General features: G+C 64.8%; 22 protein-coding genes. 12 read left to right on the top strand and 10 right to left on the bottom strand.

From position 1 onward, the window contains the following. Window positions 1-21 precede the first annotated feature (21 nt). Complete coding sequence (locus GEV02_RS05225) at window positions 22-1,251, bottom strand: acyl-CoA dehydrogenase family protein (RefSeq protein WP_152836896.1); 1,230 nt, start codon at window positions 1,249-1,251, stop codon at window positions 22-24. A gap of 12 nt (window positions 1,252-1,263) precedes the next feature. Further along, the gene (locus GEV02_RS05220; protein ID WP_152836895.1) at window positions 1,264-1,968 is read right to left on the bottom strand and encodes a histidine phosphatase family protein; all 705 of its coding nucleotides are present in this window, start codon (window positions 1,966-1,968) and stop codon (window positions 1,264-1,266) included. Window positions 1,969-2,060: 92 nt separating this feature from the next. Here GEV02_RS05220 and GEV02_RS05215 point away from each other — a divergent pair, with 92 nt between their 5' ends. Next, window positions 2,061-2,969: a LysR family transcriptional regulator gene (locus tag GEV02_RS05215; protein WP_152836894.1), complete on the top strand. Its 909-nt coding sequence runs from the start codon at window positions 2,061-2,063 to the stop codon at window positions 2,967-2,969. Between the two features lies 1 nt (window position 2,970). Here GEV02_RS05215 and GEV02_RS05210 read toward each other — a convergent pair whose 3' ends face one another. Continuing rightward, entirely contained in the window at window positions 2,971-3,363 is a 393-nt protein-coding gene (locus tag GEV02_RS05210; protein WP_235922671.1) for a type II toxin-antitoxin system VapC family toxin, read from the bottom strand. Between the two features lie 8 nt (window positions 3,364-3,371). Continuing rightward, complete coding sequence (locus tag GEV02_RS05205) at window positions 3,372-3,635, bottom strand: antitoxin (RefSeq protein WP_152836892.1); 264 nt, start codon at window positions 3,633-3,635, stop codon at window positions 3,372-3,374. Window positions 3,636-3,835: 200 nt separating this feature from the next. On the opposite strand from GEV02_RS05205, the gene GEV02_RS05200 reads away from it, so the two are divergent. From GEV02_RS05200 to GEV02_RS05165, 8 genes are read left to right on the top strand one after another with little or no spacing between them, the layout of a single operon-like run. Next, a complete protein-coding gene (locus GEV02_RS05200; protein WP_152836891.1) occupies window positions 3,836-4,579 on the top strand; it encodes a GntR family transcriptional regulator in 744 nt (247 codons plus the stop codon). A gap of 22 nt (window positions 4,580-4,601) precedes the next feature. Then, complete coding sequence (locus tag GEV02_RS05195) at window positions 4,602-6,350, top strand: fumarate reductase/succinate dehydrogenase flavoprotein subunit (RefSeq protein WP_152836890.1); 1,749 nt, start codon at window positions 4,602-4,604, stop codon at window positions 6,348-6,350. 10 nt (window positions 6,351-6,360) lie between these two features. Then, a complete protein-coding gene (locus GEV02_RS05190; RefSeq protein WP_152836889.1) occupies window positions 6,361-6,594 on the top strand; it encodes a 4Fe-4S dicluster domain-containing protein in 234 nt (77 codons plus the stop codon). A 47-nt stretch (window positions 6,595-6,641) separates the two neighbouring features. Further along, window positions 6,642-8,066: an ABC transporter substrate-binding protein gene (locus GEV02_RS05185; protein WP_152836888.1), complete on the top strand. Its 1,425-nt coding sequence runs from the start codon at window positions 6,642-6,644 to the stop codon at window positions 8,064-8,066. Window positions 8,067-8,083: 17 nt separating this feature from the next. Continuing rightward, window positions 8,084-8,884 (top strand): ABC transporter permease, encoded by an 801-nt coding sequence (locus GEV02_RS05180; protein WP_152836887.1) that lies wholly within the window; start codon window positions 8,084-8,086, stop codon window positions 8,882-8,884. Continuing rightward, window positions 8,881-9,729, top strand: a complete 849-nt coding sequence (locus GEV02_RS05175) for an ABC transporter ATP-binding protein (protein ID WP_152836886.1) — start codon at window positions 8,881-8,883, stop codon at window positions 9,727-9,729. Before GEV02_RS05180 ends, GEV02_RS05175 begins: the two co-directional genes overlap by 4 nt. 7 nt (window positions 9,730-9,736) lie before the next feature. After that, complete coding sequence (locus tag GEV02_RS05170) at window positions 9,737-10,720, top strand: HEAT repeat domain-containing protein (RefSeq protein ID WP_152836885.1); 984 nt, start codon at window positions 9,737-9,739, stop codon at window positions 10,718-10,720. Beyond that, complete coding sequence (locus GEV02_RS05165) at window positions 10,720-11,025, top strand: DUF971 domain-containing protein (RefSeq protein ID WP_152836884.1); 306 nt, start codon at window positions 10,720-10,722, stop codon at window positions 11,023-11,025. The genes GEV02_RS05170 and GEV02_RS05165 overlap by 1 nt, the downstream gene beginning before the upstream one ends. Here the strand turns inward: GEV02_RS05165 and GEV02_RS05160 are convergent. Genes GEV02_RS05160 through GEV02_RS05150 form a run of 3 tightly spaced genes read right to left on the bottom strand, consistent with a single transcriptional unit; the run spans window position 11,022 to window position 14,507 of the window. After that, entirely contained in the window at window positions 11,022-11,630 is a 609-nt protein-coding gene (locus tag GEV02_RS05160) for a PqiC family protein (RefSeq protein WP_152836883.1), read from the bottom strand. The genes GEV02_RS05165 and GEV02_RS05160 overlap by 4 nt on opposite strands. After that, window positions 11,627-13,258, bottom strand: coding sequence for a PqiB family protein (locus GEV02_RS05155; protein WP_152836882.1), 1,632 nt, complete (start codon window positions 13,256-13,258; stop codon window positions 11,627-11,629). Before GEV02_RS05155 ends, GEV02_RS05160 begins: the two co-directional genes overlap by 4 nt. Then, on the bottom strand, window positions 13,251-14,507 hold the full coding sequence (locus GEV02_RS05150) for a paraquat-inducible protein A (RefSeq protein ID WP_328595725.1): 1,257 nt from the start codon (window positions 14,505-14,507) through the stop codon (window positions 13,251-13,253). Before GEV02_RS05150 ends, GEV02_RS05155 begins: the two co-directional genes overlap by 8 nt. Window positions 14,508-14,633: 126 nt before the next feature. Here GEV02_RS05150 and GEV02_RS05145 point away from each other — a divergent pair, with 126 nt between their 5' ends. Beyond that, window positions 14,634-15,344 (top strand): substrate-binding periplasmic protein, encoded by a 711-nt coding sequence (locus GEV02_RS05145; protein WP_174998984.1) that lies wholly within the window; start codon window positions 14,634-14,636, stop codon window positions 15,342-15,344. Between the two features lie 14 nt (window positions 15,345-15,358). Here GEV02_RS05145 and GEV02_RS05140 read toward each other — a convergent pair whose 3' ends face one another. From GEV02_RS05140 to GEV02_RS05130, 3 genes are read right to left on the bottom strand one after another with little or no spacing between them, the layout of a single operon-like run. Next, window positions 15,359-15,802 (bottom strand): thioesterase family protein, encoded by a 444-nt coding sequence (locus tag GEV02_RS05140; protein ID WP_152804916.1) that lies wholly within the window; start codon window positions 15,800-15,802, stop codon window positions 15,359-15,361. Window position 15,803: 1 nt separating this feature from the next. Then, window positions 15,804-17,036 (bottom strand): M20/M25/M40 family metallo-hydrolase, encoded by a 1,233-nt coding sequence (locus tag GEV02_RS05135; protein WP_152836879.1) that lies wholly within the window; start codon window positions 17,034-17,036, stop codon window positions 15,804-15,806. A gap of 10 nt (window positions 17,037-17,046) precedes the next feature. Further along, window positions 17,047-18,264, bottom strand: coding sequence for a urate hydroxylase PuuD (locus GEV02_RS05130; protein WP_152836878.1), 1,218 nt, complete (start codon window positions 18,262-18,264; stop codon window positions 17,047-17,049). A gap of 118 nt (window positions 18,265-18,382) precedes the next feature. Here GEV02_RS05130 and GEV02_RS05125 point away from each other — a divergent pair, with 118 nt between their 5' ends. Continuing rightward, a complete protein-coding gene (locus GEV02_RS05125; RefSeq protein WP_152836877.1) occupies window positions 18,383-19,318 on the top strand; it encodes a LysR substrate-binding domain-containing protein in 936 nt (311 codons plus the stop codon). 66 nt (window positions 19,319-19,384) lie between these two features. Beyond that, on the top strand, window positions 19,385-21,154 hold the full coding sequence (locus tag GEV02_RS05120; protein WP_152836876.1) for an allantoate amidohydrolase: 1,770 nt from the start codon (window positions 19,385-19,387) through the stop codon (window positions 21,152-21,154). Window position 21,155 lies beyond the last annotated feature (1 nt).

Genomic DNA, 21,155 nt, shown 5'->3' with positions numbered 1-21,155 from the left:
GCGGCGATTCTAACACCGGCATCAGTGGCTGCGCGGCGCCTTGTAGCGCGCCAGCTCCATCTTGCCGATCTGGCTGCGGTGCACTTCGTCCGGACCATCGGCCAGCCGCAGCGAACGCGCACCGGCGTAGGCCGAGGCGAGGAAGGAATCGGCCATGCCGCCGCCGCCCTGCACCTGGATGGCCCAGTCGATCACCTTGCAGGCCATCGTTGGCGCGGCCACCTTGATCATGGCGATCTCCTTGGCCGCGACCTTGTTGCCGACCGTGTCCATCATGTAGGCCGCGTTGAGCACCAGCAGGCGCGCCTGGTCGATCATGATGCGCGACTCGGCGATGCGCTCCAGCGTCACGCCCTGTTCCGCCACCGGCTTGCCGAAAGCGACGCGAGCCAGGCTGCGTTTGCACATCTGCTCCAGCGCGCGCTCGGCCAGGCCGATCAAACGCATGCAGTGGTGGATGCGGCCCGGCCCGAGGCGGCCCTGCGCGATTTCGAAACCACGGCCCTCGCCCAGCAGCAGATTGGTGGCCGGCACGCGCACATTCTCGAACACGATTTCGGCGTGGCCGTGCGGCGCATCGTCGAAGCCGAACACCGGCAGGTGGCGCAGCACCTTGACGCCGGGCGTATCGCGCGGCACCAGTATCATCGACTGCTGCAGGTGGCGGTTGGGATTATCGGGATCGCTCTTGCCCATGAAGATGAAGACCTTGCAGCGCGGGTCGTTGCCGCCGGAGGACCACCACTTGCGGCCATTGATTACATACTCGTCGCCGTCGCGCACGATGGAGCTGGCGATGTTGGTGGCGTCCGACGAGGCCACGTCCGGTTCGGTCATGCCGAAGCAGGAACGGATGCGGCCATCGAGCAGCGGCTCCAGCCATTCGCGCTGCTGCGCCTCGGTGCCGTAGCGCGTCAGCACCTCCATATTGCCGGTGTCCGGCGCCGAGCAGTTGAACACTTCCGGCGCCCACACGGCGCGGCCCATGATCTCGCACAGCGGCGCGTATTCCAGGTTGGTGAGACCCGCGCCGTGCTGCGAATCGGGCAGGAACAGATTCCACAGCCCCGCCTCGCGCGCCTTGAGCTTGAGCTCTTCCATCACCTTGGTCGGCACCCAGGCATCGCCGGCCGCGCGGTTGGCGTCGATCTCCGCGTGGAAGCGTGCTTCGTTCGGATAGATATGCTCGTCCATGAAGGCCGTCAGCCGGGCCTGGAGCTGCTTTACTTTCGGGCTGTAGTCGAAATCCATGATGCGGTTCCTTTATCGGTAGGTGACGGCGCCGGCTTGTCCCAGCCATTCCAGATGCGCGTAATTGTTCAGGTAACTGAGCGTGAACTGGCCGGGCCGCTGCAGCAGCTTGGTGACGGCGCAATTGGCCAGCGACCAGCTCAGCTCCATCACCTGATAGTCCTGCAGGCCAAGCAGGTGCTGCATCAGCGTGGCGATCACACCGCCCGACGTGAACACGATGGTGGCCTGCTTGCTGCTGTCGGTGTCGAGCCGCTCCAGCGCGGCCACGCAGCGGCGGCGGAACTCCGGCCAGGTCTCGGTGTACTCGTCGTCGTGCCAGCCGCTCATCCAGCGCTGCATGGCGGCGCGGAACAGGTGCTCCAGCGCGCGCTGCGGCTCCTCGTGCCGCGCCAGCAGCTGCTGGAAGGCCGCGGCGTCGACCGCCTCCGGACAGTGGCGCCGCAGCACTTCGTGATGATCGAATTCGGCGAAGCCTTCATCGGTGATCCATTCGGCGTCGGCCAGCTGCGGCTTGGGCAGCTCGGCCAGGCAGGTGTCGGCGGTCTGGCGATGCCGCGCCATGCCGCCCACCACCACGCGCTGGAAGGACTGGCGGCTGTTGGCATACCACTGCCCCAGCAGACGCGCCTGCTCGTAGCCCAGCGTCGACAGCTGGTCGTAATTGGCGCTGCCGAACGAGGCCTGCCCGTGGCGCACCAGATAAATTTGTCCCATTTGCTTCCAGCTCCAGATCAAAACAGGCACCAGCTTAACGCCCGGCCTATAATTCATCAAATGAATAGTTTTAATTTAGCCGCATAAATCTCATGCATATATCCAAGGTCGATCTCAATCTGTTCATCGTCTTCGAAGCAATCTACGCCGAAGGCAGCATCACGCGCGCCAGCCTGAAGATGAACCTGACGCAGCCCGCCATCAGCCATGCGCTGAACCGTTTGCGGCAGTTGTTCGACGATCCGCTGTTCGAGCGCCAGGGCCATGTGATGGTGCCGACGCCGCTGGCCCGCTCCATCATCGACCCGGTGCGGCAATCGCTGCGCGGCTTTGAAGTAACGCTGAACGGCGCCGAGCGTTTCGACGCCGCCACCAGCGAACGCGCCTTCTCGCTGGCGCTGCGCGACGTGCTGGAAGCGAGCGTGCTGCCGCCGCTGATGGCGCGCGTGGCGCAGGATGCGCCGTCGGTGGGACTGAACACCTTGCAGGTAGGCCGGCGCGAGCTGGAAAGCGAACTGGCGGCCGGCACGCTGGACGCGGCGATCGACATCCTGCTGCCGCTGTCGAACGACATCCGCCGCACGCTGCTGGCGACCGACCAGACGGTGGTGCTGGTGCGGCGCGATCATCCGCTGGTGCGCGGCGCGCTGGATCTGGATGGTTACCTGAAGCTGGAGCACATCCAAACCAGCTCGCGCCGGCGCGGACCGGGGCTGGAGGATTTTGAGCTGAGCCGGCTGGGATTGCAACGGCGCGTGCGGCTGCGCTGCCAGCACTACTTCGCCGCCTGTCGCGCCGTCAGCCAGACCGACCTGGCGCTGACGATGCCGGAGCGCCTGGCGCGCGTGGTGAACCAGCAGTTCGGCAACCAGATCCTGCCCTTCCCGCTGCAGATGCCATCGCTGGACATCTACCTGTACTGGCACGCCAACGTCGACAACGACCCGGCCAGCACCTGGTTGCGTGAGCAGATCAAGCAAGCCATGCAGGCTGTGGACTAACTCACTGGCTCCAGTCTTCCAAGACTAAGCCTGATGGGTGAAAACTGAAAGCCGCGTCATTGGTGACGAGCGTCGCGCCGATTGCCTTCGCGTGAGCGGCGATTAACATATCTACGGGCGCCAGCGTTGCCCCGGCAGCTTCGCGAAGCACGCGCAGAGCTGCATACGTCGACGCTACATCACTATTCCATGGCAACACTCGCACGAGCCGAAGAAACTTGTCCACCCGAAGCTTCAAACCCACAGAGCCTCCGCGTTTGGCGACGCCATACAGCAATTCCGCCTCAGTCATTACTGAAACAGTCACGCTGCCCAAGGGCGCACCGCGCAATCGCTGAGTGACCAAAGGGAGGTCGCCTCGGATGATATAACTGGCGATATTTGTATCGAGCATGTACATACTCATACATCAAAACCCGCAAATGGATCGCGTTCCTGCTTTCCTTGCTGACGCTCTTCTTGAGACATAAAGTCCGCAGGCACAATTTCCGACACATCCTCTTCCAGGAACTCGTCCCAAGATAGCGGAGGTCTGCTCGACAAGATGACGTCGCCGGTCACGGAATCTCGATGAATATAAATCTCGGGGTTCTCAAACCGGCAGTCCTGCGGCAAACGAACCATCTGATCTCCTTCAGTCATCAACAGCTGAACCTTCTCATACATGGCAGTCTCCCATTTTGATACCGGTATCCACCAATATATGCCCCAATAAAAAGAGCGCAAGCCACACGTTCAGCCATTTTAATTTTTCGCATAAGTTAGCACGGTTTCATTCGTTTCCAAGTCAGCAAGCTATCGATAGACTCGGCTTCATTCGATAGTTCATAACCTGTTATGACAGGTTATGCCTGACCAGTGAAGCCATGAAAAATTTCCGCACCGTTGAGCTGTCTCCGATACCGCTGTACACGCAGGTGAAGGAAAACCTGCGCGACTCCATCCTCGACGGCAGCTATCCGGCCCACGCCAAGCTGCCGGCCGAGAGTGAACTGAGCACCATCTTCGGCGTCAGCCGCATCACCGTGCGCCAGGCCCTGAACGACCTGCAAAAGGAAGGCGTGATCTTCAAGATCCCCGGCAAAGGCACCTTCGTCGCCAAGCCCAAGGCCTTCCAGCAACTGACCCAGCTTGAAGGCTTCGGCGAAGCCATGAGCCGCATGGGCTACGAGATCTACAACCAGGTCATCAGCCACAAAATCATCGCCGCCCCGCCCCACGTGGCGCAGCAACTCAAGCTGCCGGCCGGCGCCGACGTCGCCGAGATCAAACGCGTGCGCCACCTGAACCGCGAGCCGGTCTCGCTGGAAGTGACCTACCTGGCGCCGGACATCGGCGAGCGCCTGCTGCGCGAAGACCTGGCCAGCCGCGACATCTTCCTGATCCTGGAAAACGACTACGGCATCACGCTGGGCCACGCAGACCTGCAGGTCGACGCCATGCTGGCCGACGACACGCTGGCGCACGCGCTGCGCGTCGAACAAGGCAGCGCGGTGCTGCGCATCGAGCGCCTGACCCACCGCGCCGACGGCGCCCCGCTCGATTTCGAATACCTGTACTTCCGCGGCGACGCCTTCCAGTACCGCCTGCAGATCGCCCGCCGGCCCTGATATCCCAACCTAAGGACATCCCATGCAAACCCATATCCAGACTGTCGATGTGCTGGTGATCGGCGGCGGCACCGCCGGCCCGATGGCGGCCGCCAAGGCCAAGGAAGCCAATCCGCAGCTGCGCGTGCTGCTGCTGGAGAAAGCCCACGTCAAGCGCAGCGGCGCCATCTCGATGGGCATGGATGGCCTGAACAACGCCATCGTGCCCGGCTTCGCCACGCCGGAGCAGTACGTCAAGGAGATCACCACCGCCAACGACGGCATCGTCAACCAGAAGACCGTCATGGCCTACGCCGAAAACAGCTACGCGATGATCGAGGAACTGGACCGCTGGGGCGTCAAGTTCGAGAAGGACGAAACCGGCGACTACGCGATGCGCAAGGTGCACCACATGGGCACCTATGTGCTGCCGATGCCCGAAGGCCACGACATCAAGAAGGTGCTGTACCGCCGCCTGAAACGCCAGCGCGTCGAGATCACCAACCGGCTGGTGGCCACGCGGCTGCTGCTCGCGGCCGACGGCAGCATCGCCGGCGCCATGGCCTTCGATTGCCGCACCAGCGACTTCCACGTGATCCGCGCCAAGACCGTGGTGCTGGCGACCGGCGCCGCCGGCCGTCTGGGCTTGCCGGCATCGGGCTACCTGTTCGGCACCTACGAAAATCCGACCAACGCCGGCGACGGCTACAGCATGGCCTACCATGCCGGCGCCGAGCTGTCCGGCATCGAGTGCTTCCAGATCAACCCACTGATCAAAGACTACAATGGCCCCGCGTGCGCCTACGTGACCGGCCCGTTCGGCGGCTTCACCACCAATAACAAGGGCGAACGCTTCATCGAGTGCGACTACTGGAGCGGCCAGATGATGCAGGAGTTTTACAACGAACTCCAGGGCGGCAACGGCCCGGTGTTCCTCAAGCTGGACCACCTGGCCGAGGAAACCATCAGCGCCATCGAGACCATCCTGCACACCAACGAGCGGCCGAGCCGCGGCCGTTTCCACGAGGGACGCGGCACCGACTACCGCCAGCAGATGGTGGAGATGCACATCTCGGAGATAGGCCTGTGCAGCGGCCATTCCGCCTCCGGCGTGTGGGTCGACGAGCGCGCCGCCACCACGGTGCCGGGCCTGTACGCGGCCGGCGACCTGGCCTGCGTGCCGCACAACTACATGCTGGGCGCCTTCGTCTACGGCAAGCTGGCCGGCGAAGCCGCCGCCGAGCGCTGCGCCGAAATCGAACTGGCGGAACTGGACGAAGCCCAGGTCGAGACCGAGCGCGCCCGCGTGTGGGCGCCGCTGAACCGGCCGGACGGCCTGCCACCGTCGCAGGTCGAATACAAACTGCGCCGCATGGTCAACGACTACCTTCAACCGCCCAAGGTGACGCGCAAGATGGAGATCGGCCTGACCCGCTTCGAAGCGATACGCGGCGACCTCGATCGCCTGTCGGCCACCAATCCGCATGAACTGATGCGGGCGATGGAAGTGCACGCGATCCGCGACTGCGCCGAGATGGCCGCGCGCGCCTCGCTGTTCCGCACCGAGAGCCGCTGGGGCCTGTACCACAACCGCGTCGACCACCCACAGCGCAACGACGCCGACTGGCTGTGCCACGTCCAGCTGAAAAAAATCGACGGCGCCATGAGCTGCTTCAAGCGCCCGCTGGAACCGTACCTGATCGCCCTCGACGAAGAGGAAAAGCAAGCTTACCAGCGTCTGCGCATCGGCAAGGACGCAACGCCGGCCACACTGGCCCCACTGGCTGCCTGAGGAGAACCGCATGCCCATCGCCCATACCCCAAGCAGCGTGCCGGTGCGCGTCAACGAAGAGCTGTGCATCGCCGACAAGGGCTGCACCGTCTGCGTGGACGTCTGCCCGCTCGACGTGCTGGCCATCGACTTCAGCAAAGGCAAAGCCTTCATGAAGTTCGACGAATGCTGGTACTGCATGCCCTGCGAAAAAGACTGCCCGACCGGCGCGGTGACGGTCGATATTCCCTACCTGCTGCGATGAAGCCGCCGCGCCGCAACCCGATTTGAGCATAACCACTGGAGAACACCATGACTTTGCAACAGAAACTGATTGCCCTGCTGGCCGGCACGCTGAGCCTGCCCCTGGGCGCCGCCCAGGCCGAAACCATCCGCATCGCCATCGGCACGCAGGACACCACCATCAACTGCGCCACCGGCGGCCTGCTGATACGCGAATTGAAGCTGCTGGAAAAATACCTGCCGCACGACGGCAAGTACAAAGACGCGCAGTACGACATCCAGTGGAAGAACTTCACCTCCGGCGCGCCGCTGACCAACGAGATGGTGGCCGGTAAGCTGGACCTGGGCTCGATGGCCGACTTCCCCGGCTCTTTCAACGGCGCCGCGTTCGAGAAGGCCGGCAGAAAGAGCCTGTTCATCACCGTGCTGTCGGGCAGCGTGCAAGGCAGCGGCAATGGCATCGTCGTGCCCAAGTCGTCGCCGGTGCAGTCGCTGGCGGAGTTGAAGGGCAAGACCATCTCGGTGCCGTTCGCCTCCACCGCGCACGGCATGCTGCTGCGGGCGATCAAGGCCCAGGGCTGGGAGCTGGACAAGGACATCACCGTCGTCACGCAGTCGCCGGAGGTGGCCGGCTCCGCCCTGCAGGGCAACAAGATCGAAGCGCACGCCGACTTCGTGCCGTTCGCCGAACTGTTCCCGCATCGCGGCTTCGCCCGCAAGATCTTCGACGGCTCGCAGGCGCAGGCGCCGACGCTGCACGGCAGCCTGGTCGACGCCGACTACGCGAAGAAGTACCCGGAAATCGTCACCGCCTTCCTGCGCGCGGCCATCGAGGCCGACCGCATCATCGCGGCCGAACCGGAGAAGTACAGTGAGCTGATCGCCAAGGTCACCGGCATCGAAGCGGAAGTCGATTACCTGTTCCACGGCCCGCTCGGTTTGCAGACGCGCGACTTCACGTGGAAGCCGGAGTACCGCCAGGCGGTCAAGACCTCGATCGAGACGCTGCGCCTGATGAAGCGCACCGACAATGACCTGGACGTGAACACCTTCATCGACGACAGCTACATCCGCAGCGCCTTCAAACAGGTCGGCCAGGACTACGATGCGCAACTGAAGAACTACGCCCGACAGCCGCTGGTGGCCAAGGACGCCGCCACCGGCAAGACCATCACCGATTTCTCGCGGCTGGTGCAGGTATGGGTGGCCGGCGAGCCGCTGGTGCGCCACTACGGCACGGCGGAAGCGGCGTTCGCCGCGGTGCGCAAGCTGGAGAAAGACGGCAAGAAAATCCGCGTGGTGTATGCACATGACCGCAACAGCGGCCTGAAACTGTTTGCCGCCGACGCCTGGTTCGTCAGCGCGAAGAACGACACCAGCGCCTTCCTGTCCCGCGCCTCGGCCGAAGCGTGGGCAAAACAGCACGGCGGCAAGGTGGCCGACTACGCGGCGGTACTGGGCACGGGCGGTGATCGCCAGCTGGCCAGCAAGTAAGTAAATAAGGACGACCGATGAAACGTACACGCATCGACGGCGGCGAAACGCTGCGCTGGGGCCTGCGGCTGGCCTCACTGGGCGCCTGCCTGCTGGCCTGGCAATGGGCCGCCGGCGGCCGCGTCAACCTCGGCCTGCTGACTTTCCAGAACGTGCCACCGCCGGGCGAGGTGGCGCAGGCCGCGTGGGCGCTGCTGCACTCGCCGCTGCTGCTCGGCCACCTGAAGGCCAGCCTGGGGCGCGTGTTCAGCGGCTTCGCGGCGGCGGCGCTGGCCGGCATCGCGCTGGGCCTGTGCATCGGCCGCTGGCAGCGCTGGGAAGACCTGCTGATGCCGCCGCTGGAGATGCTGCGGCCGATACCGGCGGTGGCGTGGATACCGCTGGCGATCCTGATGTTCCCGTCGTCGGAGATGTCGATGATCTTCATCACCTTCACCGGCGCGCTGTTCCCCATCCTGCTCAACACCGTGCACGGCGTGGAGCAGATCGACCCGCGCCTGGTGGCTTCGGCGCGCAGCCTGGGCGGCGGTTCGTGGGCGGTGTTCACCGAGGTGGTGCTGCCGGGCGCCGCGCCCAGCATCGTCACCGGCCTGTCGATCGGCATGGGCACCGCGTGGTTTTGCCTGGTGACGGCGGAGATGATCTCGGGCCAGTTCGGCATCGGCTACTACACCTGGGCGTCGTACACGATCCAGAACTATGCCGACATCGTGGTCGGCATGCTGGTGATCGGCGCGCTGGGCATGGGCAGCAGTGTGCTGGTCAAGCGCATCGGCCAGGCGCTGATGCCGTGGCATCTACAGGAGAAGAAGACATGAGGGACGTGAACGGAGCATTGGGCCGGATCGCCATCGACCGGCTGTCGCTGCGGGTCGGACGCGGCGCGCAGGCATTCGAGGCGGTGCAGGACATTTCGCTGACGGTGGCGCCGGGCGAATTCGTCTGCCTGCTGGGGCCTTCCGGCTGCGGCAAGTCCACGCTGCTTGGCGCGCTGGCGGGCCATCTGCAACCGAGCAAGGGCGCCATCAGCGTCGACGGTGTGGCGGTCGACGGGCCGCACGCGGAGCGCGGGCTGGTGTTCCAGCACCACACGCTGTTCCCCTGGCGGCGCGTGATCGACAACGTCGCCTTCGGCCTGAAGATGCAAGGCGTGCCGCGCGCCGAACGGCGCCGGCGCGCGCTGGAACTGCTGGCGATGGTGGGGCTGGAGGAATTCGCCCAGCACTATCCGGCGCAGCTGTCCGGCGGCATGAAGCAGCGGGTGGAAATCGCCCGGGTGCTGATCAACCATCCGCGCGTGATGCTGATGGACGAGCCCTTTGGCGCGCTCGACGCGCAAACCCGGCTGATGATGCAGCAACTGCTGCTGCAGCTGTGGGCGCGCATCCGTACCACCATCGTCTTCATCACCCACGATATCGACGAAGCGCTGTTCCTGGCCGACCGCATCCTGGTCATGAGCCCGCGCCCGGGCCGCATCATCGAGGAAATCAAGATCGACTTTGCGCGCCCGCGCGACGCCACGCTGGTCACGTCCGAACACTTCACGCGACTCAAGCGACGCTGCCTGCAACTGCTGCAACCAGCCGACGCCGGCCTGCCGCTGGAGCGCCTGTCGCCGCTGGGCGCCAACGCACAGCGCCCTTTGCAATTTGCCATTTAAGGACAGCATGAGCACCATTTTTGACGACGACGCCGAGCTGGCGCAGATCCGCGAACGACTACAGCATTCCGACAGCGCGGTGCGCCGCATCGCGGTGCTGCAACTGGCCGACTGGGACGGCGACGAACATGCGCTGCTGTTCGTGGAAACGCTACGCGACGCCGACGCCGCGGTACGGGCCGAAGCGGCGCGCGCGCTGGAAGCGTTTGAGAGTCCCGAAGGCGTGGCCGGCCTGGTCGCGCTGCTCAGCGACGAAGACGACGAGGTACGTGAAACGGCCGCGCACAGTCTGAGCGAATTGAAGCAGCAAACCTCGGCCGCCGTGCTGTTGCCGCATGCCGCCCACGCCGATCCGTTTGTCCGCGTCGCCGTGCTGCGCGCGGTGCGCGAGCTGCGCGCCCCCGGCAGCTTCGAACCGGCGCTGGCCGCGCTGGCGGATGAAGATGCGGCGGTGCGGCGCGAAGCGGTAACGGTGCTGGGCTACCTGAAGCAGGCGGACGCGCTGCCGGCGCTAACCGCCCTGCTCAGCCGGGACGCCGATGCGGAAGTGCGGCGCGCGGCGGCAGGCGCGGTGGGTTATGCCCGCAGCGATGCGGCGCTGGCGGCGCTGCTCGACGGCTTGCGCGACAGCGCCTGGCAGGTGCGCGAAGAAGCGGCGACCACCATCGGCAAGCTGGCATTGCCGCCACAGGGGCTGGCGCAGGCCGGCGCCGAACTGATTGTGGCGCTGGGGGACGCCTACTGGCAGGTGCGTCTGCGCGCGGCGCGCAGCCTCGGACGGTTGCGCGTTGCGGCATCGCTAGGCGCGCTGCTGGAAGTGCTGGTCCATCCGATCAGCAATCTGCGAAAAGAAGCGGCCCTAGCGCTGGGCGAGTTGCGCGCCGCCGCCGCCCTGTCCGCGTTGCAGGTCGCCGCTGAAGACGCCGATCCCGAAGTGCGCAAGGCGGCACGGCTGGCGTTGACGCAAATTCAAACCGCGCAGGTGCCGTGATGGAGGCCGCGATCTATCCAAGTACGCTGGTCAACAACCGGCAGGGCCGTATGCTGGATATCGTCTGGGATGACGGCCAGACGCAGCACCTTCCGCACGCGCTGCTGCGCGCCCAATGCAAGTGCACCGTATGCCAGTCGCAGCGCCTGCTGGCCGGGGCGGCGCAGGCCGTGCCGCAGGCCGATGTGCGTATCGACGAGATCCATCAGGTCGGCGCGTACGGTGTTCAACTGGTCTTCAGCGACAAACACGAACGCGGCATCTACCCCTGGGCTTATCTGCGCACGCTAAGCTCGGAAACCTAGCAAGCCGGCGCGGAGCCTGCGGCCAGCCCACGCACGGCCTTGGAGATATCGGCGGCGATGCGGGTGACGGCGCGGCGGTGGCCGGCCACCAGCGCATCGTAGCCGCCGCTCACCTGCTCGTTGGCGACGCTGCGGCAGGTCAGCACCTTCGTGCTGCCGACCAGCCGCACGCTCCACACGGCATCGATCAACGCATACCGGCCTGGCGCGGACTCGAAGCGCTGCACGTTGGTGCTGATGCGGTAGACCGGCGCGCCATCCGTGGTCGGCGTGCGGAACACGTCCACCGTCCCCAGCTCGCCGGTGATCGCCAGCGACAGCGCCTGGCCGATCTCCGACGCGGGCATCGCGGACCAGCGCTCATGCTCCAGCAGATCGATGCGCCCCGCCTCCGTGCTGACCACCATCTGATAGCGCGCCACCTGCTGCGGCACCGCCACCGCCGGCAGCTCGATGTAGTAGCCGGCCGGTGCGGCGGCAGGCGCGGGAACACCCATGCCGTTACTCAGGCTGTAGAAATGCTCGGGCGGCGTGGCCGCGCAGCCAGCCAATAGCAGCGCGGCCGCCATGGCCAGCATGGCCTGCACAGTTTTATGCTGCATCATTTCGGTTCTCCCTTGGTGTCCTGCTTGCTGGTCTTCCCGCGTATCAGCGACTCGGGATGACGCTCCAGATAATCCGACAAGGCGTTCAGCGATTGCAGCGTTTGCGTCAGCTGCTGCAAGGCCTCGCGCAGATCGGACTGCACCGGCGAGTCCTTTTGCAGCAGCTGATTGGCCTCGCCGAAGGTCTTGCGCGCCGCGCCCAGCGTATCCTTCATCTCCGGCACCACCTGCGCGTCGAGCTGCTTGAACAGCACATTGGCGCTCTTCAGCGTATCGCGCAGGTTGTTGCCGATCTCGCCGAACGGCACCTGATCCAGCTTGCGGGCGATGCTGGAGATCTGCGTCTGCAGTTCATCCAGGCTGTTCGGCACCGTCGGCACCTCCAGCGGGTACAGCGCCATATCCAGTTTGGCCTGCGGCGCGTTGGGGAAGAAGTCCAGCGCCACATACAGCTGGCCGGTCAGCAGATTCCCCGTGCGCAGCTGGCCGCGCAGGCCACGCGATACCAGGCGCTCCAGCACCACCGGCCCGGCGTTGCGATCCTGCTCGCTGGAGACGGTCTGCTGGAAGCTGCGGCCCAGCCGCGCCGGGTACATGTCCACCGTCACCGGCATGCGGAAGTTCTTCTTCACCGGATCGAACTCCACGCCGACCGAGCGCACCTCACCCAGCACGATGCCGCGGAAGTCCACCGGCGCACCAGGCGACAGGCCGCGCAGCGACTGGTCGAAATACAGCACCGTCGTAATCGGCACGCCGTCCGGTTCGCGCAGCGCGCTGGCCTGGTCGGCGGCCAGCGGGAAGTCGCTGCCGGACGACGCCAGCTGATCCGGCTTCTGGCCGTTCATGGTCTCGAAGGCGATGCCGCCAACCAGCAGTGCCGCCAGCGACTGCGTGTTGACCTTGAAGCCGTTCGAATCGAGCCGCACATCGACGCCGCTGGCATGCCACCAGCGCGTGTTCTTGCCCACGTACTGGTCGTAGGGTGCATTGACGAACACCGTCATCTGCACGCCATGCCCTTTTGCGTCCAGATCGAAGCCCACGACCTGCCCGACCTGGATGCGGCGATAGAAGATCGGCGAGCCGACATCGATCGAACCCAGGCTCTCGCCATGCAGCGTGTACTTGGTGCCCTTGTCGTCGCCGGCTACTTGCGGCGGCTTCTCCAGGCCGACGAATTCGTGCTTGGTCTCCTCGGCCTTGCCGGCGTCAACGCCGATGTAAGCGCCAGACAGCAAGGTACTCAGGCCGGACACGCCGCTCGCGCCCACCCGTGGACGCACCACCCAGAAACGCGTATCGGCAACGGTGAAGCGCTCGGCCTCCTTGCTCATGTCGATCGTCACCAGCACCTTGGACAGATCGCGCGACAGCGTAATCGAACGTACCAGGCCGATATCCACGTCCTTGAACTTGACCTTGGTCTTGCCCGGCTCCAGCCCGTCCGCGCTGCGGAAGCTCACCGTCACCGTCGGCCCCTGGTCCATCACCGACTTCGCCACCAGCGCAAGCCCTATCAGCGCCGCCAGCAGCGGAATCAGCCACACCAGCGAAGGCAGCCAGCGATTGGCCTTCTCCACGCGGGGCTCGGGTAGCGGCGGCGCGCCGCTGTCGTTTTCAGGCATGGTTTTCTCCATTCGAATCTATTGGATCCCAGATCAGGCGCGGGTCGAACTGCATCGACGCCAGCATCGTCAGCACCACCACCGCGCAAAACGCCAGCGCGCCGGGACCGGCGGTAATCACTGCCAGCGACTGGAAACGCACCAGCGCCACGGTCAGCGTAATGACAAAGATGTCGAGCATCGACCAGCGGCCGACGAACTCCACGATCCGGTACAGTATCGTGCGCTGCAAGGGGCGCCAGCGCGAGCGCCGCTGCGCCGTGAACGCCAGCAGCGACAGCGCCGCCAGCTTCAGCACCGGTACTACGATGCTGGCGATGAAGATGATCGCCGCCAGCGCCGGCGAACCGCTGGTCCAGAAGTAGACCACGCCGCTGATGATGGTGTCGTCCTCCTTGCCGAACAGCGAGTGCGTGTACATCACCGGCAGCAGGTTGGCGGGAATATAGAGGATGGTCGCCGCCAGCAGGAAGGCCCAGGTGCGCCCCACGCTGTCGGGACGACGGCGGTGCAGCACGGCGCCGCAACGCGCACAATGCTGGTGCGCGGCCGGCTGGTCCTGCGCCACCAGGCCGCAGCTGTGGCAGGCGGCCAGGCGCGTGCGCGGCGTGTAGCGGAACTCGGCCTGCGCCGGCCTGCGCGGTCCGGGCAGGTGCTCGCCGATATTCCACAACATCTGCGGATCGAAGGACACTACGATGGCCAGCATCAGCGTCAACGCGCCGAAGGCGAACAGGCCCGGTTGCACCATCACCTGCGCCAGGCTGGTCATCTTGACGATGGTGATAAGGATGCCGATCATCAGCACCTCTGTCATGCCCCAGCGCCGCGCCGCGCCGACGGCGCGCAACAGGTGGTCGAAGCCGTGCGGCCGCACACCGCTGCGCAAGGCCAGTGTCACGTACAGCAGCGAGCCCAGTTCCACCGCCGGCAGCAACACCGTGAACAGGAATACGATCGTCGCCACCACCTGCATCTGCTCCGCCCACAGCACGCGTATCGCGCCGAGCAAGGTGGCGCTGGAGGTGTAGCCGCCGACATCCAGTTCAACGATGGGGCAAAGCTGGGCGATCAGGAAGGTGAAGATGGCGGCCAGCGTGATGGCGGCCATGCGGTTGACGTCCGAATGGATGCCGCGATAGAGGATGGAACGGCAACGCACGCAGCGCGCCTTCTCGCGCGGCAGCACCGGCCGCCGCTTGTGAAGCGCGCCGCAATCGTGACAGCTGATCAAATCGTATCGATACACTGGCTGGCCGTTTGGACAATAATGAACATATCATACGATAATCCGGCAGATGCACGTAACAGTCCGCATCCGTTATGATGAGCGAAGATTTTGAAGTTTGAAAAGGTATCTATGCCAAGCCGCCAGTTGACCCTCCTGATCGCCGCAACGCTTGCCGTTGCGGGCTGCGCGCATGCGCAGGCCGGGAAGGAACTGGTATTCGGCACCACGCACGACGAGAACTCGCCGCTGTTCCTGTACGCCAGCGCCTATCTCCAGCAACTGTGCGACGAGAGCAAGCAGCGCTGCACGCTGCAAAACCTGCCGGGTCGGCGCTCCGAAGCGATGCTCGCCGCCGGCACCATCGTCGGCGAGGTAGGCCGTGTCAAAGGCTATATCCAGAAGCATCCGGACTATGTTCGTCTCGACGAACCCTTCATCATCTCGCGCACGCGCATTTTCACCCGCACAGACAAGGACATCACCAGTTGGGACTCGCTGGCGAAGAAGGTCAAGACGGTCAGCTACAAGCGCGGCATCTACCTGTACCAGCAAAGGCTGGAGGCGCTGCAGCCGGCGATCCAGCCGCATGACGTGCAAAGCGAATCGGCTTGTCTGCAAATGGTGCTGGCCGCGCGCGACGACGCCTGCGTCTTCGACGACGGCGGCATCAGCAGCGAGGCAAGGCCGCTGCTGGCGCAGGGGCACAGCAGCGTGTCTGTGGAAGACCTGCCGCTGTACATCTATCTCGGGAAGGACAACAAGGCGCTGGCGCCATCACTGTCCGAAGCCGCCAGGCGCCTGGCGGCGCGCGGCGTTCCGGCGCAGCTGCACCGCAAGTTCTACGAAGGCAAATAGCTTCGAGGCGGCGCTTACTTGATGCTGGTGTTCAGTTCCTGGAAATCGGCGGTCTTGCCCAGCGACTGCCAGGTGGCCAGCAGATTGGCCGGTGGCGCAATCAGTTTGCGGGCCGCCAGATCGAGCCAGCCGCCGGTGCTGGTGACGCGCGCGGCCAGCTTGCCGTCGGCGCGGATGATGTCGGTGCTGAGCGACCAGCGGCTGCCATCGGTCGACAATCCCGCCACACCCAGCGTGACGGTGATCTCTTCAAGCAGCATCACTTCCTTGAAGTAGGCGATTTCGTCCTTCATCACCACCGGGCCGATTTTCAGGCGCATGAATTCACTCATCGGGAAGCCGTTCTCCGACAGGAACAGCATGCGTACATCACCCGCCTTGTCCAGGAAGGCCGTGTTGCGCATATGGCTGTTGAAATCCATATCGCCCCAGCCGGCCATCATCTTCTTTTCAAACATCTCACTCTCCAAGGAAATCCAATAGCGTGCATGCTACCACCTTGGTCGCCTTGCGCAGGTCTTCCAGCTGCAAGCGCTCGTCGGCCTTCTTGGCGTTGGACTCGGGCACGCTGCGCGGACCGGCGCCGTACAGCACCGCAGGGATGCCATGCTCGCCGTACAGACGCGCATCCGCGTACAGCGGCGTGCCTTGAGCCGGGATCTTCTCGCCGATGAAGGTCTGCGCGTTCTGCTGAAGGCTGGCCACCAGCTTCTCCGTGCCCGGCTGCTCACGCAGCGCATGCGACAGCAGCAGGCGTTTGATCTCGATGCGGATGCCGGGCTGGCCTTCCACCGCTTTCTCGATCAGTGCGCGCACCTGCGCCTCCACCGCCACCGGATCTTCTTCGGGAATCATGCGGCGGTCCATCTTAAGCACGACTTTGCCCGGCACGACGTTGGTGTTGGTGCCGCCGTCGATGCGGCCCACCAGCATGGTCGGCGAGTCGATGCCCGGGATTTTCGACTTGACCTTCTTCAGCTCCGGCAGCTGGTCGAAGATCGCGTTCAGGATGCGGGTGGCCGCTTGCAGCGCGTCGTGGCCCGTTTCCGGCATCGCGCCGTGGCCGGACTTGCCGTGCACCGTGATCTCAAGCTGCAAACAGGCGTTGTGCGCGGTGACGATGTTGTAGCTGAAGCCCGCCGCGATGACGAAGTCCGGCTTGCTCAGCTTCTGTTCCAGCAGCCAGCCGGGACCCAGCAGGCCGCCGAATTCCTCGTCATACGTGAAGTGCAGTTCCAGCCCGCCCTTCAGCGGCACGCCCAGCGCTTCCAGCGCGCGCGTGGCGAAGATGTAGGTGGCGAAGTCGCATTTGGAGACGGCGGCAGCGCGGCCGTAGATATAGCCGTTTTCCACCACGCCGCCATACGGCGGATAAGTCCAGTTGTCGCCCGGCGGCACCACGTCGCCGTGGGCGTTGAGCGCCACGGTCGGGCCGCCGGCCTGGTATGGACGACGCACGATCAGGTTGGTGATGGTCTCCATGCCGTAGCCCTGCACCACATCGGCAGGCACAGCGTGCTTCTCGGCGGTCCAGCCGTAGGCCTTGACCAGGTCGGCCACCATGTCCGCGTGCGGCGCGTTGTTACCTGGCGGGGTATCGGTCGGCACGCGCAGCAGTTGCTGCAGCACGCCTACTTCTTCATCGAAGTGCGCGTCGATCCATTGAGCCAGTTGTTCTTTTTTCGTCGTCATCGCTGTTCTCTCACTTGGCGCCGGATTCGAACCAGGCCGCAATCTGCGCCCGTTCGGCATCGGTCATATTGGTCAGGTTCGCAAGCGGCATGGCTTTCAGCTGCACCGATTGCTTGTAGATTTTTTCCGCGTTCTGATGCACCTGCTCCGCGCTGTCGAGCATCACGCCGGCGGGCGCCGTGGCGAAGCCGGGCTGCGTCGGATGCGCGGAGTGGCAGGCCACGCAGCGCTGGTCGATGACGGCTTTCACCTTGGCGAATTGCGCCGCCGGATCGGCAGCGGCGGCCGACGCCACCGGGCGCGGTGGCGCGATCGCCACGGCCACGCCGATCAGCAGCGCGACGCCGATGGCCGGATAGCGCCACTCGACGCGCCCTTTGTGGCGCAGGTTGAAGAAGTGGCGGATGAAGACGCCGGCCGCCATGATAAAAGCCAGCACCAGCCACGCATGGTCGTTCCGGTAGGTCATCGCGTAGTGGTTGCTAATCATGATGAACAGCACCGGCAGCGTGAAGTAGTTATTGTGGACGCTGCGCTGCTTGGCCTTCTGGCCGTGGATCGGGTCGGGCAGGCGGCCGGCCGACATGGCCTCCACCATCTTGCGCTGGCCAGGGATAATCAGCATCAGCACATTGCCAACCATGATGGTGCCGATCAGCGCACCGACATGGATGTAGGCGGCGCGGCCGCTCAGCACATGCGTCAGGCCATACGCGGCGCCGACGATCAACGCGAACACCACCACGCCGAACCACAGGTCGCGCTGCCCCAGCGGCGAGCGGCACAGCAGGTCGTACACGGTCCAGCCGACGACCAGCGTGCCGACGCCGATGCCGATCGCCTGCCAGCTGCCGATATCGGCCACCGACTTATCGATCATCATCGCCTGCGCGTTGAAGTAGTAGGCGATGGTCAGCAGCGCGATGCCGGACAGCCAGGTGGAATATGCCTCCCACTTGAACCAGTGCAGATCCTTCGGCAGCTCGGCCGGCGCCACCAGGTATTTTTGCGGGTTGTAGAAACCACCGCCGTGCACGGCCCACAGTTCGCCGGAGACGCCCTTCTTCGCCAGCTCCGATCCTGGTGCGGGCGGGCGGATCGAATTATCCAGCCAGACGAAGTAGAACGAAGCGCCGATCCAGGCGATGCCGGTGATGATATGCAGCCAGCGCACGATCAGGTTCAGCCACTCAAGGCCATACGGGATCAGATAGGCGAAAAAGTCCATGGGTGCTTTCAGGGTAAAGAGTGTGGCTAATTTACAGAAGATAAACGGATTTGACGCCGACCACATGAACATTAGAGTATATTAAACATATCCAATCCCGTATAACAGAAATACTCTCATGGCCGCCCTGCCGCAACACCTGGATCTGCATCTGATCCGCATCCTCTACCTGCTGCTGGTTGAGAAGAACGTCTCCCGCGTCGCCCTCAAACTGAATCAGCCGCAGCCCTCCATCTCCGCCTCGCTGCGCAAGCTGCGCGAGCTGACGGGCGATCCGCTGCTGGTGCGCGGCGCGCGCGGCATGGTGCCGACTCAGCACGGCGAAAGCCTGCTGATACCGGCCAAGCGCATACTCGACGAAACCGAAAACCTGTTCCTGAAGAAGACGCCCTTCGTGCCGCAGGAAGAAGCGCGCACCTTCCACATCGCTGCGCCGGACTACCTGGACAGCCAGTTCCTGCCCAACCTTGTGGCGCTGCTGCGCCGTGGCTCGCCCAACAGTCGCGTAAAGATCCACAGCCTGGGGCCAGGCGTGGACTACGTGCGCCTGCTGTCGGACGGCGACATGGACCTGGTCATCGCCAACTGGGACGAGCCGCCCGAGCACCTGCATATGTCCAAGCTGTTCGAAGACCCGATCATCTGCGTAATGCGCTCCGACTGCCCCTACGCGCTGCGCACCGGCAGCGAGGACATGACGCTGGCCGACTACCTGTCCCTGCCCCACGTGGCGCCGACGCAGATCCTGCCCGGCTACCACGGCGTCATCGACGACTTCCTGGAGCGCCAGGGCCTGCAGCGCAACGTGGCGGTGGAATCGGCCTACTTCGGCCTGATCCCCTACATGCTGACGCAGACAGACCTGGTGCTGACCACCGGCCGCCAGTTCGTGCGCTACTACGAGCGCAATATGCCGCTGAAGACCTACACGGTGCCGGTCAAGTTCCCGTCGATGCGCTTCTACCAGCTGTGGCACGAACGCGTGCACCAGGCGCCGGAGCACAAATGGCTGCGCGAACAAGTCTCCATTGCGGCCAAGGCGCTCGGCAAATAGCAAACCTTATAAACCTTAGCGGATACCGCATATAACTGGGCGGCTCAGTTGCGATTACACTAGGCTATGACCACACTATCCGAATTAAACGGCTGCGACGCCGCCACCTTCACCGACCGCCTGCGCGGCATTTACGAGCACTCGCCGTGGATACCGGAACGGGCGGCGGCCCAGCGCCCCTTTGCCAACGCCACCGCGCTCAAGCTGGCCTTGCAGGCCGTGGTCAGCGCCGCGTCGCTGGACGAGCAACTGGGCCTGATCCGCGCCCACCCTGAGCTGGCAGGCAAGGCCGCCGTCTCCGGCCAGCTGACGGCGGAATCCACCAATGAGCAAGCCAAGTCCGGCCTGCACCTGTGCAGCGCCGAGGAATTCGCCACGCTGCACAAGCTGAACGCGGACTACAACGACAAATTCGGCTTCCCCTTCATCCTCGCCGTTAAAGGCCCGGACGGACAAGGGCTGACGCGCCGCGCCATCATCGCCACCTTCACGCGCCGTTTGAAGAACCAGCGCACCGACGAAATCGCCGAGTGCCTGCGCCAGATTAAGCGCATCGCCGAGCTACGCCTGAACGACCTGCTGGGCATAACGCTGGACTTCGGTCCAACCATCATGCAGTGGTGCGAAACCCTCGGCGCATGGAGCGACACCGACAACAGCACCAACGAGGACTTCGACCTGACCTGCGCCTACATGACGCCCGCCCACCGCAAGACAGCCGCGCAGCTGCTGGACTGGATGCGCGAAGCCGGCATGGACACCCGCATCGATGATGTCGGCAACGTCGTCGGCGTCTACTGCTCCGACGCGCCGGGCGCGAAGACGCTGATGACCGGTTCGCACTACGACACCGTGCGCAACGGCGGCAAGTACGACGGCCGGCTTGGCATCCTGCTGCCCATCGCCATCGTGCGCCACCTGCATCGGCGCGGCGAGAAGCTGCCCTTCCACTTCGAGATCGTCGGATTCGCCGAAGAGGAAGGCGTGCGCTTCAAGAGCACCTTCCTGGGCAGTAACGCGGTGACGGGCCGCTTCGACCCGTCGCTGCTGGACCAGACCGACGCCGACGGCGTCACCATGCGCGACGCGCTGCTGGCCGCCGGCCACGATGTCACGCGCATTCCCGCCATCGCTCGCGATCCGGCGCAGTTGCTCGGCTTCGTCGAAGTCCATATCGAACAAGGCCCGGTGCTGCTGGAGCACGACCTGGCACTGGGCGTGGTGACGGCGATCGCCGGCAGCTCGCGCTACCTGGTCGAGCTGACCGGCCTGGCCAGCCACGCAGGCACCACACCGATGAACATGCGCAAGGACGCTGCTGCGGCGGCGGCCGAAATCGTGCTGCTGGTCGAGCGGCGCTGCGCGCAAGGCGCATCGCTGGTCGGCACGGTGGGCCAGTTGCAGGTGCCGGGCGGTTCGGTCAACGTGATCCCCGGCGCATGCAAGCTGTCGCTGGATATCCGCGCCGCCGACGACGCCGTGCGGCTCGCTGCGGTGAAGGATGTATTGGACGGCATCGCTGCAATCTGCGCGCGGCGCCAGGTGGAAGTGAGCATGCAGCAGATCGTGGACGCCTCGGCCGCGCCATGTGCGCCGCGCCTGATGCAGCAGTTCGGCGCCGCCATCGAGCGCGCCGGCCTGCCGCGTTTCGACCTCCTTTCCGGCGCCGGCCACGACGCGATGGCGATGGCCGCGATCACCGACGTGGCCATGCTGTTCACCCGCTGTGGCAACGGCGGCATCAGCCACAATCCGCTGGAGACGATGACGGCCGACGACGCCGAACTGGCGGCCGTGGTGCTGCTCGATTTCCTGCGCAGCTTCCACCCCGCCTAGC

This window comes from Rugamonas aquatica (assembly GCF_009380215.1).
Taxonomy (GTDB): Bacteria; Pseudomonadota; Gammaproteobacteria; order Burkholderiales; family Burkholderiaceae_D; genus Rugamonas; species Rugamonas aquatica_B.
The sequence above is the reverse complement of the archived record's forward strand: the minus strand, read 5'-3'. Positions and strand labels throughout refer to the sequence as shown.

Excerpts from the sequence above, each read along its gene's own strand:
- GEV02_RS05225 (WP_152836896.1), bottom strand. The coding sequence starts at position 1,251 with ATGGATTTCGACTACAGCCCGAAAGTAAAGCAGCTCCAGGCCCGGCTG.
- GEV02_RS05220 (WP_152836895.1), bottom strand. The coding sequence starts at position 1,968 with ATGGGACAAATTTATCTGGTGCGCCACGGGCAGGCCTCGTTCGGCAGC.
- GEV02_RS05215 (WP_152836894.1), top strand. The coding sequence starts at position 2,061 with ATGCATATATCCAAGGTCGATCTCAATCTGTTCATCGTCTTCGAAGCA.
- GEV02_RS05210 (WP_235922671.1), bottom strand. The coding sequence starts at position 3,363 with ATGCTCGATACAAATATCGCCAGTTATATCATCCGAGGCGACCTCCCT.
- GEV02_RS05205 (WP_152836892.1), bottom strand. The coding sequence starts at position 3,635 with ATGTATGAGAAGGTTCAGCTGTTGATGACTGAAGGAGATCAGATGGTT.
- GEV02_RS05200 (WP_152836891.1), top strand. The coding sequence starts at position 3,836 with ATGAAAAATTTCCGCACCGTTGAGCTGTCTCCGATACCGCTGTACACG.
- GEV02_RS05195 (WP_152836890.1), top strand. The coding sequence starts at position 4,602 with ATGCAAACCCATATCCAGACTGTCGATGTGCTGGTGATCGGCGGCGGC.
- GEV02_RS05190 (WP_152836889.1), top strand. The coding sequence starts at position 6,361 with ATGCCCATCGCCCATACCCCAAGCAGCGTGCCGGTGCGCGTCAACGAA.
- GEV02_RS05185 (WP_152836888.1), top strand. The coding sequence starts at position 6,642 with ATGACTTTGCAACAGAAACTGATTGCCCTGCTGGCCGGCACGCTGAGC.
- GEV02_RS05180 (WP_152836887.1), top strand. The coding sequence starts at position 8,084 with ATGAAACGTACACGCATCGACGGCGGCGAAACGCTGCGCTGGGGCCTG.
- GEV02_RS05175 (WP_152836886.1), top strand. The coding sequence starts at position 8,881 with ATGAGGGACGTGAACGGAGCATTGGGCCGGATCGCCATCGACCGGCTG.
- GEV02_RS05170 (WP_152836885.1), top strand. The coding sequence starts at position 9,737 with ATGAGCACCATTTTTGACGACGACGCCGAGCTGGCGCAGATCCGCGAA.
- GEV02_RS05165 (WP_152836884.1), top strand. The coding sequence starts at position 10,720 with ATGGAGGCCGCGATCTATCCAAGTACGCTGGTCAACAACCGGCAGGGC.
- GEV02_RS05160 (WP_152836883.1), bottom strand. The coding sequence starts at position 11,630 with ATGATGCAGCATAAAACTGTGCAGGCCATGCTGGCCATGGCGGCCGCG.
- GEV02_RS05155 (WP_152836882.1), bottom strand. The coding sequence starts at position 13,258 with ATGCCTGAAAACGACAGCGGCGCGCCGCCGCTACCCGAGCCCCGCGTG.
- GEV02_RS05140 (WP_152804916.1), bottom strand. The coding sequence starts at position 15,802 with ATGTTTGAAAAGAAGATGATGGCCGGCTGGGGCGATATGGATTTCAAC.
- GEV02_RS05135 (WP_152836879.1), bottom strand. The coding sequence starts at position 17,036 with ATGACGACGAAAAAAGAACAACTGGCTCAATGGATCGACGCGCACTTC.
- GEV02_RS05130 (WP_152836878.1), bottom strand. The coding sequence starts at position 18,264 with ATGGACTTTTTCGCCTATCTGATCCCGTATGGCCTTGAGTGGCTGAAC.
- GEV02_RS05125 (WP_152836877.1), top strand. The coding sequence starts at position 18,383 with ATGGCCGCCCTGCCGCAACACCTGGATCTGCATCTGATCCGCATCCTC.
- GEV02_RS05120 (WP_152836876.1), top strand. The coding sequence starts at position 19,385 with ATGACCACACTATCCGAATTAAACGGCTGCGACGCCGCCACCTTCACC.